The sequence below is a fragment of the Leucobacter faecis genome (assembly GCF_054456695.2).
On sequence record NZ_JBTJER020000005.1, the window covers coordinates 1 to 17236 of the forward strand.

The 17236-nt window shown below is 65.9% G+C and carries 16 protein-coding genes, 1 pseudogene and 1 riboswitch; of the genes and pseudogenes, 7 read left to right on the forward strand and 10 right to left on the reverse strand.

The features are described from left to right. Positions 1–210: 210 nt before the first annotated feature. Positions 211–861 (forward strand): GNAT family N-acetyltransferase, encoded by a 651-nt coding sequence (locus ACXR2W_RS06755; protein WP_458813494.1) that lies wholly within the window; start codon positions 211–213, stop codon positions 859–861. Here ACXR2W_RS06755 and ACXR2W_RS06760 read toward each other — a convergent pair. Continuing rightward, positions 845–1132, reverse strand: coding sequence for a metal-sensitive transcriptional regulator (locus ACXR2W_RS06760; protein ID WP_458813496.1), 288 nt, complete (start codon positions 1130–1132; stop codon positions 845–847). The genes ACXR2W_RS06755 and ACXR2W_RS06760 overlap by 17 nt on opposite strands. Before the next feature lie 115 nt (positions 1133–1247). Here ACXR2W_RS06760 and ACXR2W_RS06765 point away from each other — a divergent pair, with 115 nt between their 5' ends. After that, entirely contained in the window at positions 1248–1433 is a 186-nt protein-coding gene (locus ACXR2W_RS06765) for a DUF8730 family Cys-rich protein (RefSeq protein WP_458813498.1), read from the forward strand. On the opposite strand, the gene ACXR2W_RS06770 is transcribed toward ACXR2W_RS06765, so the two are convergent. Both ACXR2W_RS06770 and ACXR2W_RS06775 read right to left on the reverse strand, forming a co-directional pair. Next, the gene (locus tag ACXR2W_RS06770; protein ID WP_458813500.1) at positions 1430–2605 is read right to left on the reverse strand and encodes a sensor histidine kinase; all 1176 of its coding nucleotides are present in this window, start codon (positions 2603–2605) and stop codon (positions 1430–1432) included. The two genes, ACXR2W_RS06765 and ACXR2W_RS06770, sit on opposite strands and share 4 nt — an antisense overlap. Next, complete coding sequence (locus ACXR2W_RS06775; protein ID WP_458813502.1) at positions 2562–3248, reverse strand: response regulator transcription factor; 687 nt, start codon at positions 3246–3248, stop codon at positions 2562–2564. Before ACXR2W_RS06775 ends, ACXR2W_RS06770 begins: the two co-directional genes overlap by 44 nt. Before the next feature lie 233 nt (positions 3249–3481). On the opposite strand from ACXR2W_RS06775, the gene ACXR2W_RS06780 reads away from it, so the two are divergent. From ACXR2W_RS06780 to ACXR2W_RS06800, 5 genes and pseudogenes are all read left to right on the forward strand, one after another. After that, positions 3482–4042, forward strand: a complete 561-nt coding sequence (locus ACXR2W_RS06780) for a hypothetical protein (RefSeq protein WP_458813504.1) — start codon at positions 3482–3484, stop codon at positions 4040–4042. Next, complete coding sequence (locus ACXR2W_RS06785) at positions 4039–5091, forward strand: peptidoglycan-binding protein (protein ID WP_458813506.1); 1053 nt, start codon at positions 4039–4041, stop codon at positions 5089–5091. Before ACXR2W_RS06780 ends, ACXR2W_RS06785 begins: the two co-directional genes overlap by 4 nt. Continuing rightward, positions 5088–5801 carry an ABC transporter ATP-binding protein gene (locus ACXR2W_RS06790; protein ID WP_458813508.1) on the forward strand — a complete coding sequence of 238 codons (714 nt, stop codon included), beginning with the start codon at positions 5088–5090 and terminating at the stop codon, positions 5799–5801. The genes ACXR2W_RS06785 and ACXR2W_RS06790 overlap by 4 nt, the downstream gene beginning before the upstream one ends. Further along, a complete protein-coding gene (locus ACXR2W_RS06795) occupies positions 5794–6984 on the forward strand; it encodes an ABC transporter permease (RefSeq protein WP_458813510.1) in 1191 nt (396 codons plus the stop codon). The genes ACXR2W_RS06790 and ACXR2W_RS06795 overlap by 8 nt, the downstream gene beginning before the upstream one ends. Positions 6985–7094: 110 nt before the next feature. Beyond that, positions 7095–7706 (forward strand): annotated as a pseudogene (locus tag ACXR2W_RS06800) (sulfite exporter TauE/SafE family protein); the annotation flags it as partial. Between the two features lie 34 nt (positions 7707–7740). Here the strand turns inward: ACXR2W_RS06800 and ACXR2W_RS06805 are convergent. The 7 genes from ACXR2W_RS06805 to ACXR2W_RS06835 all read right to left on the reverse strand — a co-directional run bounded on the left by ACXR2W_RS06805 (position 7741) and on the right by ACXR2W_RS06835 (position 17204). Beyond that, the gene (locus ACXR2W_RS06805) at positions 7741–9138 is read right to left on the reverse strand and encodes an MFS transporter (RefSeq protein ID WP_458813512.1); all 1398 of its coding nucleotides are present in this window, start codon (positions 9136–9138) and stop codon (positions 7741–7743) included. Between the two features lie 30 nt (positions 9139–9168). Further along, positions 9169–10590: an L-serine ammonia-lyase gene (locus ACXR2W_RS06810; RefSeq protein ID WP_458813514.1), complete on the reverse strand. Its 1422-nt coding sequence runs from the start codon at positions 10588–10590 to the stop codon at positions 9169–9171. A 26-nt stretch (positions 10591–10616) separates the two neighbouring features. Continuing rightward, the gene (gcvH, locus tag ACXR2W_RS06815; protein WP_458813516.1) at positions 10617–10997 is read right to left on the reverse strand and encodes a glycine cleavage system protein GcvH; all 381 of its coding nucleotides are present in this window, start codon (positions 10995–10997) and stop codon (positions 10617–10619) included. Between the two features lie 57 nt (positions 10998–11054). Then, positions 11055–12179, reverse strand: coding sequence for a glycine cleavage system aminomethyltransferase GcvT (gcvT, locus tag ACXR2W_RS06820; protein WP_458813518.1), 1125 nt, complete (start codon positions 12177–12179; stop codon positions 11055–11057). Between the two features lie 31 nt (positions 12180–12210). After that, positions 12211–15078, reverse strand: a complete 2868-nt coding sequence (gene gcvP / locus ACXR2W_RS06825; protein WP_458813520.1) for an aminomethyl-transferring glycine dehydrogenase — start codon at positions 15076–15078, stop codon at positions 12211–12213. Between the two features lie 165 nt (positions 15079–15243). After that, positions 15244–15338: riboswitch (glycine riboswitch) on the reverse strand. A 43-nt stretch (positions 15339–15381) separates the two neighbouring features. Continuing rightward, a complete protein-coding gene (locus tag ACXR2W_RS06830; protein WP_458813522.1) occupies positions 15382–16380 on the reverse strand; it encodes an NAD(P)H-dependent flavin oxidoreductase in 999 nt (332 codons plus the stop codon). Further along, positions 16377–17204, reverse strand: a complete 828-nt coding sequence (locus ACXR2W_RS06835; protein ID WP_458813524.1) for a flavin reductase family protein — start codon at positions 17202–17204, stop codon at positions 16377–16379. Before ACXR2W_RS06835 ends, ACXR2W_RS06830 begins: the two co-directional genes overlap by 4 nt. Positions 17205–17236 lie beyond the last annotated feature (32 nt).

Below are 17236 nucleotides of genomic sequence, written 5' to 3' on the forward strand. Positions count from 1 at the left end.
CGGCTCACCGCCCTCGAGAAGCACGCCATCACCTGCGGCTGCAACTACCCCGAGTTCTGCGACCGCGACTGCGGCACAGAGCTCCGTGCAGAATACGAGCGCAGGGCCGCCCGCAGCGTACCCAAAGAACGGCCGTTCTAGATCTATGTTCTGGCTCACGGCACGCTGATATGTTCGAGGTTACCGCTCGCGCAGGCACAAGGAGTTTCAATGACGCAGCAGCTACTCGCACCGCATCCGGCAGATCGCGTGGACGCGATCATCGAGACAATCACCCTCGCGTTTGCAGGCGACCCGATGTGGGGGCCGATGCTGGCGGGACCATTGGCCGGCGACCTGTCTGTCGCACGGCAGTACTGGAAACTATTTGTAACGAGCGCACAGCGGTACCCCCACACTTACGTCGCAGCCCCGCCCGCGCCGACACCACCTGGAACCTCACCCGTGGCCGCCACCACGGTGTGGCTACCGCCGGGCGGCGCAGAGCTGTCTGAGACTGAAGACGCCAACTTTAGCGATTTTGCGGCACAGCTTCTCGGTATGGCTAAGCGCGATGAACTCTTCTTGGCTTCTGAGCGCTTCGAAGCCGCACACCCAACCGAACCGCATTACTATTTGAGCTTGCTCGCCACGCACCCCGATCACCGAGGGCACAATCTCGGCATGGGGCTACTCGCCGCGAACCTCGCGCATTTCGATTCGCTTGAGGCACCAACCTATCTAGAGTCGTCAAACCCGGCAAATGACCTGCGCTACATGACTCTCGGCTACGAACGCCACGGCTCGATCGAGCTGCCCTCGGGCCTCACGCTCAGCACATTCTGGCGCGAACCGCACACCCCCGCTACGCCAGCGACATAAACAGCTTCTCGAGTTCTTCTTTGTCGGGTGCACCCTCTGCATCGGGGTTAGTAAGGCACTCTTGAAGCGCCGTCGAGATCACCAGGAATCCCGCACGGTCGATCGCTTTTGATACCGCCGATAACTGCTGCACGACATCTCGGCAGTGCTCGTCTCGCTCAATCGCGTCGATCACTGCCCCCAGCTGCCCCTGGGCACGGCGCAACCGGTTGACAATCTTGCGTTTGGTCTGCGCATCATGCCGCGCATCCTGCTGCGATTCAATTTCCATGACAATGTCCTCCGCGCTTATTGCTCTTGACACCAACAATACCCGAGGGGGTATAGTTAGTCCACAAATACCCCCGCAGGTATTCAATGACCCATCTACCCGATCGGAGCGCCCCATGTGCCGACCCACCACTTGCCGCACCTGCCAGAAGACGACGTGGGCTGGCTGTGGCCAGCACGTCGCAATGGTTAAGAAGAGCGTGCCCGCATCTAACTGGTGCAGTGGCAAGCACTCCCAGGCCGAGGTCGACGCCGCCCGCACAGCCCGCCCAGGGTTGTTCGCGCGCCTGTTCGGCCGCTAACCCGCGGGCAGTCGCACCTCTGCGGTGAGACCACCACCGGTTCTGGCATGCAGCGCGAGGCTCCCCCCGTGGCGGGCCACGATTGCACGCACAATCGATAGCCCCAACCCGCGCCGGCCACCGCCGACCCGGTCTTCCCCGCGAGCGAAGGGCTCAAGCAACCGCTCCAGCGCCGTGTCTCGCAGCTCAGCGCCAGTGTTCGACACACGCAACACCGCGAACTCCCCTTCGCGGCTCACCTCCACTTGTACGCTGCCACCCGGCACATTGTGCTGCACCGCGTTCTGCACGAGGTTTTGCACGAGCTGCCGCAGCAGCACGGCGCTGCCACGCACGGGCGCTGGCTGATCCGGAGCCCGCGTGGCCACCTGCACGGTGACGTCGTGCGCGCTCGCCAGATCAGAACAGCGCGAAGCCTCACCAGCAACGAGCGGCACGAGATCGACCAGCTCGGCCGGGGCTCCCTGGCCCGTGCCCTCGATCTCGGCGAGATCGAGCAGCGCCTCGACGGTCTCGACGCTGCGCTCATTGACCTCACGCAGGCGAGTGAGCAGCGCACGGTCGGGCCCTCCGGGCGTGACCAGCGCGACGTCGAGCATCGTGCGTGTCGTCGCGAGTGGCGTGCGCAGCTCGTGCGACGCGTTCGCGGCAAACCGCCGATGTGCTTCGACCGAGCGCTCAATCTCGGCAAGCATCGTGTCGAACGTGTCGGCGAGCTCAGAGATTTCATCACGCGGCCCGGTTGCCCCGATACGGTGATCGAGTTCACCCGTCGCCGCGCGCTTCGCCGCTTCGTTGACCTCGGCGAGCGGCTGCAGCATGCGACCTGCCAGCAGCCAGGCCACGGCCGCGGTCGCAAGCGCGAGCACTGCGAGCGCCACCACGGAAACCGTCACGAGCACGCGCAACATGTCGTCTTGTGTTGCAACCCTGATCCCTGCGTCGGGGTCGAGCTGCACCCCCGGTTCGAGCTGAATTTGCAGCCCCGTGGCACCAAACGAGTAGCTGGGCACCATGCTCATAAACACCGTCACAATGGTGATCAGAACCGCGCCACAGATCGTGACGAGCAGCGCATACGAGAGCGCGAGCCGCGCACGCACTGTGAGCCTGCGCCGTCTCACCAGCTCAGCCACGGGCGTCTGTCGAATCTGTGTTGAGATCGATCGCATACCCCACGCCCGGCTCAGTGCGGATCACCCAGGGCTCACCAAGCTTGCGGCGCAGCGTGCTGATCGTCACCTTCACTGATTGGGTGAAGGGGTTTGCATTCTCGTCCCATGCCTTTTCGAGCAGTGTTTCGGCGCTCACCACGCGACCCGGGTCACGCATGAGCACGTCGAGCACGGCAAACTCTTTGCGACTAAGCCGAACAAACCGACCGTTGCGATAGACCTCGTGGCGAAATGGGTCGAGCGTAACGCCCGCCGCGTGCAGCTGCGGCGGGAGCGTGGTGAATTTGCGGCGACCGAGTGCACGCACGCGCGCCACAAGCTCTTCAAAATCAAAAGGTTTTGCAAGATAGTCGTCTGCGCCGAGTTCGAAACCATCGACTTTGTCGCCGAGGCGCCTGGCGGCCGTGACCATGAGAATGGCTGGGCGTGTCTCACGCGCATTGAGTTCACGGCACACATCGTCACCGCTCAGGCCAGGCAGGTCACGGTCGAGCAGCACCACATCGTACGAACCAAGTTCGACGGCAGCGAGCGCTTCATCACCGCGCTGGGCGATGTCTGAGGCGATCGACTGGAGCGCAAGCCCCGCCTTGATGGCGTCTGCCAGGTAGGGCTCGTCTTCGACGATCAGTACACGCACGAGTGTCTCACTTTCTATGGCGGCTTTCTATGGCGGCTGCATCGGGTTCGTGTTTCTTATGCAAGTCAATCACGCAGTTAAGCACGCGGCCGGTAAAGAAAAGGTAAGTGTCTACCTTTACCCCGTCGCAACCTCACGTTCGATGAGATGGATTCATCCCCGCCAAACACGGCAGGGCGCGGCTCGCCTCTTGGGTCGCGATTTCACCCCCACTTCGAACGAAGGATCTCACTGTGACTGATTCACGTATGACCCCCGCCGCAATCGCGCTCATTGGCCTGACCGCTGTGGCCACACTGGCGGGATGCAGCACGCAGGCTTCACCCGGCACTACCGGTGATCTCGCCAAGACAGCCGAGATGGGCGCTGAAGAGTGGCAGCACGAATTTGAGAAGTGCATGAAGGCCGAGGGCGTCGACCTTGACGCGGGTATTCCCATGAATGCCGACACGAGCGGGGTTGCCCCGGGTGCAAGCGAGGGCGGCGACTACGGTGCCGCGCAGACCGCCTGCACCACAAAGCTCGGCGCCGCCCCTGTCGCCTCTGATGTACCCGATGACGCCGAGCTCACGAGCATGATGCTCGACATGGCCAAGTGCATGCGCGCAGCCGGCTATGACATGCCAGATCCCAAGCCCGTCGATTCGTCGAGCGGCATGAGTGTGCAGCAGTGGGGTGTGCCCGACGCTGATCCGGCAGATATTGAGCGCTGCACAGTCGAGGCCGGTCTCGCTTCGCCCGCGCAGGGCGGCGCCGAGGGCGACACCGAGGGCGCATCGGGGTCGGCAGAATGAGCACGAAGCGCAAAACTGTGATCATCGCGGGGGCTGCCGTGCTTGCGCTGGGAGCTGGCGCTGGTGTGACCGCGCTGCTGGCACAGCCCGCGCCCGAGGCCGACGCTGCCCAGCCCACCACAGAAACAGTGGCGGCAGAGGAGGGCGCCCTCACCGAGCGGGTCGAAGCAAAGGGCAAGCTATCGTTTGGCGGCGCACAAGAGGTGGGCACCCAGTTACAGGGCACAATCACGTCGATGCCGAAGGCGGGATCCCTAATCGGGTTGGGCAACGAGCTGATGCGGGTGGACGACAAGCCCGTCACGCTCATGCACGGCGCGTTGCCTGCCTGGCGCACACTCGAACCGGGCATGACGCGCGGCAAGGACGTACAGCAGCTCGAACAGAATCTCGCGGCTCTCGGGTTCTTCGAGTACGAGCCCGATGACATTTTTGACTGGAACACACAGTATGCGATCGGCAATTGGGAGGAGGCCCTAGGTATGCCCCGCACCGGCAAGATAGATCTTGGTCGCGTCGTGTTTAGCCCAGGCGATCTGCGTGTTGCCGAGCAAAAGTCGCGTGAGGGAAGCGCTGCTTCGGCCAGTGCGTTCACAGCAACCGGTACCGTCAAGACGGTTACGGCCGATGTCGCGCCCGAACTGCGCGACCTGCTACAGGAGGGCACTGAGGTTGATCTGGCTTTGCCCGACGGTACGCAGACCAAGGGCACCGTGAGCTCCGTGGGTGCCCCCGTTGAACGCGAGGACAAGTCGGGGCAGAAGTCCCTCAAGCTGCCCGTCACGGTCGCACTCGCTGACCAGGCGGCCGCCGAAGCCTTTTCTGATGTGAGTGTAGGACTCAGCGTCACGAAGACGGTGCGTGAAAACGCACTCACTGTGCCCGTGCGCGCACTGCTTGCCCAGCCCGGCGGCGGCTACGCCGTTGATGTGCAGACGGGTACAAAGATCAAGCGTGTGCCGGTCGAGCTTGGCGCGTTTGCGAGCGGCAATGTCGAGGTCACAGGCGGAAAACTGCGCAAGGGCGACAACGTGGTGGTGTCTGAATGACAACGCCACACACCGGCGCAGCTGAGCCGCTCATTGAGCTCAGCGGAGTTAGTCGTGAGTACGGCGCCCCGCCCACCGTGGCGCTCGACAGTGTGAGCTTTCAGATCGACGCGGGCGAAATGGTGGCGATCACCGGCCCCAGCGGTTCGGGCAAGTCGACGCTCCTCAACCTGATCGGCACGCTCGACCGCCCTTCGAGCGGCGAAGTCACGATCGGCGGCAGTCGGGTGTCTGATCTCGGGGACGCTCAATTATCGGCTCTTCGTTCGCGCACCATCGGGTTTGTGTTTCAGCAGTACCACCTCGAAGACAGTTTGAGCGCGACCGATAACGTCGCGACCGGCCTGCTCTATTCTGGTGTGCCGCTCGCTGAACGGCGGGAGCGCGCTCGCGTAGCGCTCGGTCGTGTCGGGCTCGAAGACCGCGCCGATCACAAACCCAAACAGCTTTCGGGCGGCCAGCGGCAGCGCGTCGCCATCGCGCGCGCTGTGATCGGCGACCCACCGCTCATTCTCGCTGATGAGCCCACTGGGGCGCTCGACACCCAGTCGGGCGCTCAGGTCATGGACGTGCTGCGCAGCTTGAACGCCGACGGCACGACCGTGCTGGTCATCACGCACGACCGTGATCTCGCGGCCCAGCTGCCGCGCCGGATCGCGGTGCGCGACGGCGTGATCCAATCTGATTCGAGGGAGGTGGCTCTTGTCTGAGCCGACACGCTCGCGTTTGCGGGTCTCAGACCTTATGCGTCTGGGCATTCAAGGGCTTCGCGCGCACCCCATGCGCGCCACGCTTTCTGCGCTCGGTATCGCGATTGGTATTGCCGCGATGATCTCGGTCATCGGCATTTCGATGTCGAGTGAGGCGAAGGTGCAAGAGAAGCTCGCCGCGCTTGGCACGAATCAGCTGACTGTGCAGGCGGGCAAGTCAATCACCGGCGAGCAGGCCAAGCTCCCCGCAGACTCCCCCGAACGACTCAAACGCGTTGAAGGTGTCACAGAGGTCGGCTGGATCGCTGAGCTCAAAGACGTGGGCGTGTACCGCAACGGTTTCATTGACCCGGGTGAGACATCTGGGCTCAAGGTTGCTGCGGCCGGCCAGACCCTGCCCGAGGCGACTTCGGCCACGCTCGCTCGCGGCGTTTGGCTCAACGAGGCAACGTCGCAGTACCCAGTGACGGTTCTCGGGGCGACCGCGGCAAAGCGCCTGGGCATCACTGTGCCCGGTTCTACCGTCACAATTGACGGCAAAAGTTACACCGTCGCAGGGTTACTTGCGCCCAGCCCGCTCGCCCCCGAACTCGACACAATGGCCCTCATCGGCCAGAAGCAGGCGGCTTCCGACCTAGGCTTCGCTGGCCACCCCACCACGATCTACGAGCGGTCAGCTGAAGATCGGGTCGGCGCGATTCGAGAGCTGATTCCCGCGACCGTGAGCCCACAGGCACCGGGCGAGGTGCAGGTGAGTCGCCCGTCCGATGCGCTCGCCGCGCAGAACACCATCGATCAGGAGTTCACCGGCTTGCTCGTCGGTGTCGGATCGATCGCGTTGCTCGTCGGCGGCATCGGCGTGGCCAACACCATGGTCATCACGGTGCTCGAGCGTCGCCGTGAGATTGGGCTGAGGCGCTCCCTCGGCGCCACCCGACGCCACATCAGGCACCAGTTTCTCGTGGAGGCCGTGCTGCTGTCGGCATACGGCGGACTCGTGGGTGCCGTGCTCGGTATCGGCATCACCGCCGGCGTCGCCGCGGCGAACGGCTGGACCGCGACGATACCGCCCGCTATTGTGGCCCTCGGAATCGGCGTCACGATCATCGTGGGGGCGATCGCGGGCATGCTACCCGCCATGCGCGCCGCCAAGGTCTCCCCCACCGAGGCGCTCGCGGCCTAGGTGCCGGCAGGCTCCGGATCAGGGTACTGGTGCAAAGGTTGAGGCGGATTCCACGAATCCCCACAACCTTTGCACCAAAGTTTTTGTTGAGGTAGCAAACGAGCAGCTGGGCGTTCTTGTTCACTGGAGTCGTGGGCACTGTAATGTACGCCCGTCATGCCGAAATGTCATGGCCGTTCGTATGGCGGCTGACACTCGGCATCGCGCCGGGCGCACTTGTAGGAGCATTTTCCAATCAATGGTTACCCGATGCTGTCGCCCTCATGCCGCTGGCAGTGTTGGTGACGGGCGCCGGCTTGCTCCACCTCAGGCGCCTCGCCCGGCCCGGCGCTGCGCCTGACCGGCCGATCACGACGATTCCCACCCCGCGCATCGTCACCATTGGTGTGCTCGTCGGCTTCGCCTCGGCCCTCACCGGCACGGGCGGCCCGGTGTTTCTCGTGCCAGCTCTACTCATGCTGCGCGTGCCAGCACTTCCCGCTATCGCAGCGAGCCAGGTCATTCAGATTCCGCTCACCCTATTTGCGGTGACCGGGTACGCCCAGGTTGGCGCGATCAATATCGGAGTCGGCGCCATGATCGGGTCGATCGCTGCGGTTGGCGTTGTCATTGGCGCCTGGACCGCCGTGCGCCTGCCACGCAAACTCCTCAGCCGCATCACGGGCGGTGCGCTCACCGGCTTCGGCATCACACTTCTCGTCACTACTTTCGCCGCCCTGTAACACCGGCTTGATCCGGAGCGAAGCGCCAGCGCAGTTAGTCTTCGAGCGCCGCGCCGCGGCGATCGACGAGCCCCCAGGTGGCTGCGGCCGCGACGACGAAGAAGATCGCGAAAACCGCGAATGTAAGGCCGGATCCGCCGGCCGCGAGCATCACCGGCACGGTGAGCGGGGCGATGATCGATGCGATGCGGCCGAACCCTGCAGCCCAGCCGGCGCCCGTGCCACGCAGCGAGGTCGGGTACAGCTCGGGCGTCACCGCGTACAGCGCGCCCCACGCGCCGAGGTTGAAGAATGATAGCGCCATGCCCGTCGCGATGATCGCGCCCTCTGCGTGCACCGTGCCGAACAGGATCGCCGAGACGGCTGAGCCCGCAAGAAACACCGACAGTGTGAGCCTGCGCCCCCAGACTTCGATGAGCCACGCCGCCACGGCGTAACCCGGCAGCTGCGCGAGCGTGATGATGAGGGTGAATCCGAAGGAGCGTACGAGGCTGAACCCCGCGTCGACGAGGATACTCGGGATCCAGATAAACGCACCGTAGTACGCGAAGTTGACGCAGAACCAGACCGTCCAGATGGCGAGTGTGCGGCCGCGCAGCTCACGTGACCAGAGCGCGGCGACACGCGAGCCCGTGCGTGGGGCGGGGGTGGATTCTGCGATCGGCTGCGCCGCCGCAGAATGACCCGGGGAGACAGCCGCCGCAGAATGACCCGGGGAGGCAGCCATCGCAGAATGACCCGGGGAGGCAGCCGCCGCAGCCTCGAAGCTTGCCACGACCTGCTCTGCTTCTGCCGTGCGGCCGCGGCCGCCCAACCAGCGGGGCGACTCGGGCAGCGCCCAACGCACGACCATGGCCCAGACAGCGGGGATCGCACCAAGTGCGAACGCCCAGCGCCAACCGTGCTCAGACGCCGGCACCACGAAGTAACCGATAAGTGCCGAGGCCGTCCAACCGACCGCCCAGAATGCTTCAAGGATCACGATGATGCGGCCGCGAATGCGGGCGGGTGCGAACTCGCTGACATAGGTGGAGGCGACGGGCAGCTCGGCACCGAGGCCGAGGCCAACAAAGAACCGCAGCACGAGCAAGATCGCCACGCCGCCCGCGAGTGCGCTCGCGCCCGTCGCGATGCCGTAGATCAGCAGCGTGATGGCAAAGATCTGGCGGCGGCCGAACCGGTCGGCGAGCAGCCCGCCGAGGCTCGCACCGATCGCCATGCCAACAAAGCCGATCGATGCGATGAGCCCGGCTTCGCCGCTCGTGATACCCCAGTGCTGCGTGAGCGCCGCAATGATGAACGAGATCAGCCCCACGTCCATCGCGTCGAGCGCCCACCCGATGCCCGAGCCCGTAAGCACTTTGCGGTGCTTGCGCGTAAACGGGAGTGCGTCGAGACGCTCGGCAATAGTGGGCCGCGGGGTTTCACTCATGCGATCAATCGTATGACGCCCGCGACGCCGCTAACACTCGATGACATTCACGGCGAGCCCACCGCGCGAGGTTTCCTTGTACTTATCGCTCATGTCACGGCCGGTATCGCGCATTGTCGCAATCACCTGGTCGAGCGTGACGTGGTGCGAACCGTCGCCCATGAGGGACATCTTCGCGGCGTTCACCGCCTTCGACGCGGCAATCGCGTTGCGTTCAATGCATGGAATCTGCACGAGCCCACCGACCGGGTCACAGGTGAGCCCGAGATTGTGCTCCATCGCGATCTCGGCGGCGTTCTCAACCTGCTCGGGGGTGCCGCCCAGCGCGTGCGCGAGGCCCGCTGCCGCCATCGAAGACGCCGACCCAACCTCGCCCTGGCAGCCCACCTCAGCGCCCGAGATCGATGCCTGTTCTTTGTACAGCACGCCGACGGCCGCCGCCGTCAGCAGAAACTCGGCGATGACTCGCGCTTTATGGGCTTCGCTCCAGTCACGCGCGCCGGGGGCGTAGTGCACCGCATAGAACAGCACGGCCGGAATAATGCCCGCCGCCCCGTTCGTGGGGGCCGTCACCACGCGCCCACCCGACGCGTTCTCCTCGTTCACAGCGAGCGCGACGAGATTGATCCACTCCTGCCAAAACTCGGGGTCGCGGTGCGGGTCGCGCTCTCGCATGCGACGGTGCCACTCGGGCGCGCGCCTGCGCACTTCGAGTCCGCCGGGTAGCGTGCCGGTGCGAGTGAGGGCCGAGTCTTTGCACGCCTCCATTACGAGCCACAGGTGCGCAAGCCCCGCGTCAATCTCTTCGTCGCTGCGCGTGACGCGCTCGTTCGCGCGCATGACGCCCGCGATCGAAAGCCCCGTCGCGCGCGCGTGCGCGAGCAGCTCACGCGCGGTCGTAAACGGGTACGGCTGGGCTGCGACCGCAGCCTCAAGCCGGTCGCGTACGTCGTCCTCTGCGCCCTCGCGCACGACGAACCCGCCGCCTACTGAGAAGTAGGTCTGCTCGTCGAGCAGGTCACCCGCGGCATCGAACGCGGCAAGGCGCATGCCGTTCGTGTGTCGCGCGAGCACCGTAAGCGGGTGCAGCACGAGATCGTTCGTGCTGATCCGGATCATGGGTGCGCTTGTGCCGGTGGGATTCAGCTGCGCCCCCACGCGAATCTCGCCGCTTGATTCGATGCGGCCCAGTGCGGCATCGACCTCTGTGGGCAGCACCTGCTCTGGGTCGAATCCCTCGAGCCCGAGCAGCACGGCAGTGAGGGTGCCGTGGCCGCGCCCGGTCGCCGCGAGCGAACCGTAGAGGTGCACGTCGAGCGACCGGGCGCGGGTGAGGAGGCGAGCGTGGGCGAGGCGCGCCACAAAGTGGTGTGCGGCCCGCATCGGCCCGACGGTGTGCGAGCTTGATGGGCCTATGCCTACCTTGAACAGGTCGAACACGCTAACGGCCACGCTGCCTCCTTAGTATGGTGAACCGGCTACGCGACCTGCGCGTCGTTCTCGGCCGCGTACTCCTCGGGAGTGAGCAGCGGGCCCTCTTCGGTGACGGCAACCTTAAACAGCCACGCGGCGCCGTAGGGGTCGGAGTTGATGAGGGCGGGGTCTTCGATCGCGGCCTCGTTGCGCTCAACGACCTCACCGGTCACGGGCGAGTAGATCTCAGACACCGACTTGGTCGACTCGACCTCGCCGCACACCTCGCCCGCAGTGACGGCGGTGCCCACCTCGGGCAGGTCGACGTAGACGATCTCACCGAGAGCGTCAGCCGCGACCTCAGAAATACCGATCGTGGCGGGGCTCTCGCTCGTCAGCCACTCGTGCTCGGCTGAGTAACGCAGTCCGGTCTTTACAGTGCTCATAGTTGATTCCTTAAGGTGTGTGATGGTGTGTTGAAGTTTGTGCGATGGGTAGGCGTGCTACGCGCCGCGCTTGTAGAAGGGCAGCGCGACGACCTCGAACGGTTCGGGCTTACCCCGCAGGTCGACCTCGACGGCTGTACCGACCGCGGCGTGCTCGGGTGCGACGTAGGCGAGGGCAATCGGGTGACCGAGCGTGGGGCTCGGCTGGCCGCTTGTGATCTCGCCCACCTGTTCACCGTTCACCGAGACGGCGTAACCGCCGCGGCCCGCACGACGGCCCGCGCCCGTAAGCCCTACGAGCACGCGTGTGGGGCTCTGCTCGCGCAGCGCCTCGAGCGTTTCGCGCCCCACGAACTGTTCGGTTTTCTTAAACGAGACGATGCTGCCAAGGCCAGCCTCAAACGGGGTCGTGTCGACACCGAGCTCGTTACCGTAGAGCGGCATGCCCGCCTCGAGGCGCAGCGAATCACGGGCCGCGAGGCCTGCCGGAATCAGCCCGTGGCTTGCGCCCGCTTCAAGCAGTGCGCGCCACAACTCGGCGGCACGGTCGTTCGGCACGTACACCTCGAAGCCGTCCTCGCCGGTGTACCCCGTGCGGGCGACGAGCGCCACTGCCCCCAGCACTTCTACGGGTGCCGCGGCGTAGTACTTCATGTCGCGCACGGCGTCGCGGTCGCCCTCGCCGACAAGCGCAAGCAAGATTTCGGCGGCCGCGGGGCCCTGCACTGCAACGAGCGCGGTCGACAACGTCTCATCGACAAGGGTCACGTCGAAGCCCTGGGCGCGCTCTTCGAACTCGGCAAACACCGCGGCGGCGTTACCCGCGTTGGGCACCACGAGGTACTCGTCGTCTGCGAGCCGGTAGCTGATCAGGTCATCAATGATGCCGCCCTCGGCGTTGCAGATCACCGAGTATTTTGCGCGGCCCACCGCCATGACGGCGAGGTTGCCCACGAGCGCGGTGTTCAAGAACGTCGCGGCCTCGGGGCCGCTCACGCGCACCTCGCCCATGTGCGAGAGGTCAAAGAGCCCGGCGGCGCCGCGCACGGCGCGGTGCTCGGCAAGCTCTGAGCCGTACTTGAGCGGCATGTCCCAGCCGCCAAAGTCGGTAAACGATGCGCCCAGCGCCTCGTGTTCAGCGTGCAGCGGGGTCTGCTTCACGGCATTCTGCGGGTCACTCATCGGTGTGTGGCCTTCCTTCGTCGAGTCGTGCTTAGTCTTCGAACGCTTCGGGGGCGGGGCAGGCGCACACGAGGTTGCGGTCGCCAAACGCGCCGTCGATGCGGGCGACGGGGGCAAAGTACTTGTCGGTGCGCAGCCGTGCCACCGGGTACGCGGCCTGTTCGCGGCTGTACGGGCGGGTCCACTCCCCCGCAATGACGCCCTCTGCGGTGTGCGGCGCGTTACGCAGCGGTGAATCGGCGACGTCGAAACGACCGTCGATGATTTCTTGAATCTCGGCGCGAATCGCCACCATCGCCTCGATGAACCGCTCGATCTCGTCGAGTGCCTCAGACTCGGTCGGCTCAACCATCAGCGTGCCCGCGACGGGAAACGCGAGCGTCGGGGCGTGGAACCCAAAGTCGATGAGCCGCTTCGCGACATCTTCTGCGGTGACGCCCGAGAGCTTGGTGAGCTCACGCAGGTCGAGAATGCACTCGTGTGCGACGAGCCCGCCCGGGCCGGTGAAGAGAATGGGAAACTGGTCGCGCAGCCGCGCAGCAATGTAGTTCGCCCCGAGCAGCGCGTGACGAGTCGCGTCGGTGAGGCCTTCGCCGCCCATCATCGCGATGTACGCGTACGAGATCGGCAGCACACCGGCCGAGCCAAACAGCGTGGCCACCACCGGGGTCGCCGAGCCGGCCGCGCCCGCCGCAGCACGCGGGTCAGCGGGCAGGTAGGGCAGCAGGTGCTCAGCCACGCCGATGGGACCTACGCCCGGGCCGCCGCCGCCGTGCGGAATCGCGAAGGTCTTGTGCAGGTTCAAGTGCGAGACGTCGCCGCCAAATTTGCCGGGCTGGGCGACGCCCACGAGCGCGTTCATGTTGGCGCCGTCAATGTACACCTGGCCGCCCGCGTCATGCACGAGCGCGCACACCTCACGCACATCAGTGTCGTACACGCCATAGGTCGACGGGTACGTGATCATGATCGCGGCGAGTTCGCTCGCGTGCTTCTCGATCTTGGCTTTCAGGTCAGCCATATCGATTGTGCCGGTCTCGGTGTTCTTCACCACGACGACCTTCATGCCCGCGAGCACGGCCGAGGCCGCGTTCGTGCCGTGAGCAGAGGCGGGAATCAGGCAGATCGTACGCTCGGCTTCACCGCGCGCAACGTGGTAGGCACGAATCGCGTTGAGACCCGCATACTCTCCCTGGGCACCCGAGTTCGGCTGCACCGAGACGCCCGCGTAGCCCGTGATCTCGACGAGGCGGCGCTCAAGGTCTTCGAACAGCGCACGCCAGCCCGCCGTCTGCTCGGCCGGGGCGTACGGGTGAATGCCCGCGAACTCGGGCCATGAGATCGACTCCATCTCGGCGGTCGAGTTAAGCTTCATGGTGCACGAACCGAGCGGAATCATCGTGCGGTCAAGCGCCAGATCGCGGTCTGCGAGGCGGCGCAGGTAGCGCAGCATCTGTGTCTCAGAGCGCATCTCGTGGAAGATCTGGTGCGTCAGGTACTCGCTCGTGCGCGCGAGCTGCGCGTCGAAGCTGTAGTCGCCCAGCTCTGCGGCTTCGGGTACTGCGACGTCGAAGCCCGCGGCCGCGAACGCCTCGAGCACGCTCGCCACGTGCTGCGCGGTGGTCGTCTCGTCGGTCGAAATACCCACCGTGTCTGCGTCGATGCTGCGCAGGTTAATGCCGCGGTCGGCCGCTGCCGCAATCACGGCATCTGCGCGATCCGGCACGATCGCCGTGACAGTGTCGAAGAACGCGGCGCTCGCGACGCTAATCCCAGCAGAGGTGAGGCCGTTCGCGATGGTGCGGGCGTGCGCGTGGGCGCGCTCAGCGATGCCCTTGAGCCCCGAGGCGCCGTGGTACAGCACGTACATCGAGGCAGTGATCGCGAGCAGGGCCTGCGCGGTGCAGATGTTGCTCGTGGCCTTTTCGCGACGAATGTGCTGCTCGCGGGTCTGCAGCGCGAGACGGTACGCCTGGCGGCCCTCGGCGTCGCGCGAGACACCCACGAGGCGGCCGGGCAGCGCGCGCTCGAGGCCCGCCCGAATCGCGAGGTAGGCGGCGTGCGGCCCGCCATAGAACAGCGGCACGCCAAAACGCTGAGTGTTGCCGACGGCGACGTCGGCGCCCTGCTCACCGGGCGAGGTGATGAGCGTGAGCGCGAGCAGGTCGGCGATGACCGTGGTCATCGCGCCGCGCGCTTTGGCCTCGGCGATGATCGCGGCGTGGTCGACGACCGCGCCGTCACCGCCGGGCTGCTGCAGCACGATGCCAAAAATGTCGCCCTCGGGCAACCCCTGCGAGAGGTCCGCGACCTCGACCGTGAAGTCGAGCGCCTCGGCGCGGCCCATGATCACGTTGATGGTCTGCGGGAAGAGGTTCTGGTCGATCACGGCCTTCGCCGTGGGGGCCGCTTTGCTGGCGCGGCGCATCAGCAGCACGGCTTCGGCCGCGGCCGATGACTCGTCGAGCATCGACGCGTTCGCGACGTCGAGGCCGGTGAGGTCAGACACCATGGTCTGAAAGTTGAGTAGCGCTTCGAGACGGCCCTGCGAGATCTCGGGCTGGTAGGGCGTGTACGCGGTGTACCAGGCCGGGCTCTCGAGCACGTTGCGGCGAATGACGGGCGGCGTGTGGGTGTCGTAGAACCCCTGCCCAATCATCTGCGTCTTCACCGTGTTCTGGTTCGCGAGCTCACGCAGGTCAGCGAGGATCTCTTCTTCGCTGCGCGCGCCGGGCAAATCGAGCGGCGCGTCCATACGAATGTCGGCGGGCACTGCCGCGTCTACAAGCGCTTCGAGGCTATCGAGGCCGAGCGCGCCGAGCATTGCGGCGCGGTCAGAGGCGGCCGTGACGCCCATGTGGCGATCGGCGAACGTGCGGTGGGTAGGAGTAACGCTCAAGAGGATCTCGTCTCGAAAGTGCGCGGGCGCGCAAATGGGCGTGGGATCCTCCCCGCTCTGTTACTGGACCTGAGAGATTCGGGTCGCGGCCGGGCTGGTTGCCCGGAGCGCGGCGCCCTTGCACCGTCGGTGAGCACGTTGTAGCGCGCTGCTTTCCAGAGTTGCCTCGCTGCGACGGTACGTGGGCCTGAGAGATTCCCGGGGAGGGTTTGCTCCTACGGCGCCGGGCACGCATGCCCGAGCTCTCCCGCCACAGCTTGATGGCCGATATTCACAATATGGGCCCAGTCTAGCACCGCCCGGTTACCACCCCGCGAGTTCGCGCAGCACCTCTGCGGCGGGCCGCACGCGCGTCACGGCGTCGACTCCCTGCCCCGCGTCGACGGGCACGACGGTGAAGTCGCCCGCCGCGCACGCGGCCGCGAACTCGCGCTTGGCCACTTCGTCGCGCGCGAGCTCGGCTTCGCGCCCCTGCCACTCGGTGATAAACGACGTCGGAATGAGCCGCTCAGGAAACTTCGCAGGCCAGGGCCGGTCGAGCGCGACGTCGTAGACGCGCGTCACCATCGTGCCGGATCCGCGCGCCGCGATCATCGCGGCCCTCGCCGCGGGCGGGGTGAGCGATTCCTCACAGGCCGCAAACGCGGTGCCCACCCAGGCCGCGGCGGCGCCCGCGTTGAGTACACGCTGCACGTCTGTCGTTGTCGTGATCGCGCCCGCGGCGAGCACCGGAACCTTTACCGCTGCGAGCACGTCGTCGAGCAGCCGCGCGAGCGGCTCGGCGTGATCGCCGTGGCCACCACCCTCGAGCCCGCGTGCAACTACCGCGTCGATGCCCGCACCGGCGGCTGCTTGTGCTTCTGCGACGGTCGCAACCTGCGCGATGGTGCGCAGCCCCGCTGCTTGCACCTGCGTGATCCATTTAGGTGTCTGGCCGCCGGGCCGCCAGTCACCAAAACTCACCGAAATGAGGGCGGGCTTCGCGGCGATCGCGCGCTCGAGCATATCGGGGTGCTTGACGATGCCCCAGTCGACCATGCCGATACCGAGCGGTGGTGCGACGGGTGCCTGGTCTGCGGCGAGCGCTGAGTCTGCGGCGAGCGCTTGCTCAAACGCGGCGAGCTCGCGCTCCAGGGCAACGGCCGACCCGGCGCTTCCCATACCGATCATGCCGAGCCCACCCGCACGGGAAACCGCAGCGGCGAGGCGCCCACCCGCGGCTCCTCCCATCGGCGCGCACACGATGGGAGCTGTGAGCCCCAGGGCTTTGGCCCACGCGGTGTTGGTTGCGGGTGTCGTCATCGGTTCTCCTCGTGTTGGGCGGGTTGGGCGGCAAGTTGCACCCGTGCCCAGCGCAGCTCTCGCGGGTCGGTGAGGGTGACAAGGTCTGCGATTTCGCCGCCGTCGCAGCGCCGTAGTTCGACAATGGCTTGGGCGTCGGTGACGCCGTGTACGCGCCACGTGCCCCCGCTGAGCTCCCACCGGTCTACGGCGGCGGGCAGCTGGGCGACCGGGCTCTTGCGGGTCCAGCCGACCTCGGCGCCGCGGTCGAAGAAGTGGCGGTAGGCGTAAAGCAGTGGGTGCCAAGCTGCGGGGTCGAGGTGGTCTGTGCCGGGCACGGTGATCTCGTTGCGTGCGTGTACCCGCACCACCTCGGCCTCGACGATGCCATAGGTGGCACTCACTCCGTCGTACTGCACGCCGTCGGTGATGCGGCGCACGCGTGCCTCCAGTTGAATGGGTGCCTCGGCTACCCGCGGCACGTCGACGAGGTCGGATGGGGTGGGGGTGAGCTTCGCCCGCTCAAACTTGTGCGGTTCGTATTCGTAGCCGGGCTTGTCTACGGGCACCGGGTCTTTGCCGGTAACTCCTGCGAGACGTTCAACGTGCTGCCACTGATCGGCCGACGGAAAGTTCACGGTGATCTCGCCGTGCCGCCTCGCGTTATCGAGCGACTGGCCGCCCTCTTCGAGTCCCAGCACAATCGTGCGGCCCAGCGCGAAGTGGCTCGAAGCGGGCGCGAGGTTTACTGAACCGTCGGGGTTCTGCGTCACAACCAGGTACGCCGGTGTGCCCAGGTACAGCACACTCGGGTCGATCACTCGGTGTGCAGCGGCTTCGCTCATGCCTCCACGCTACTCCTGCCTCGAGACTTCGG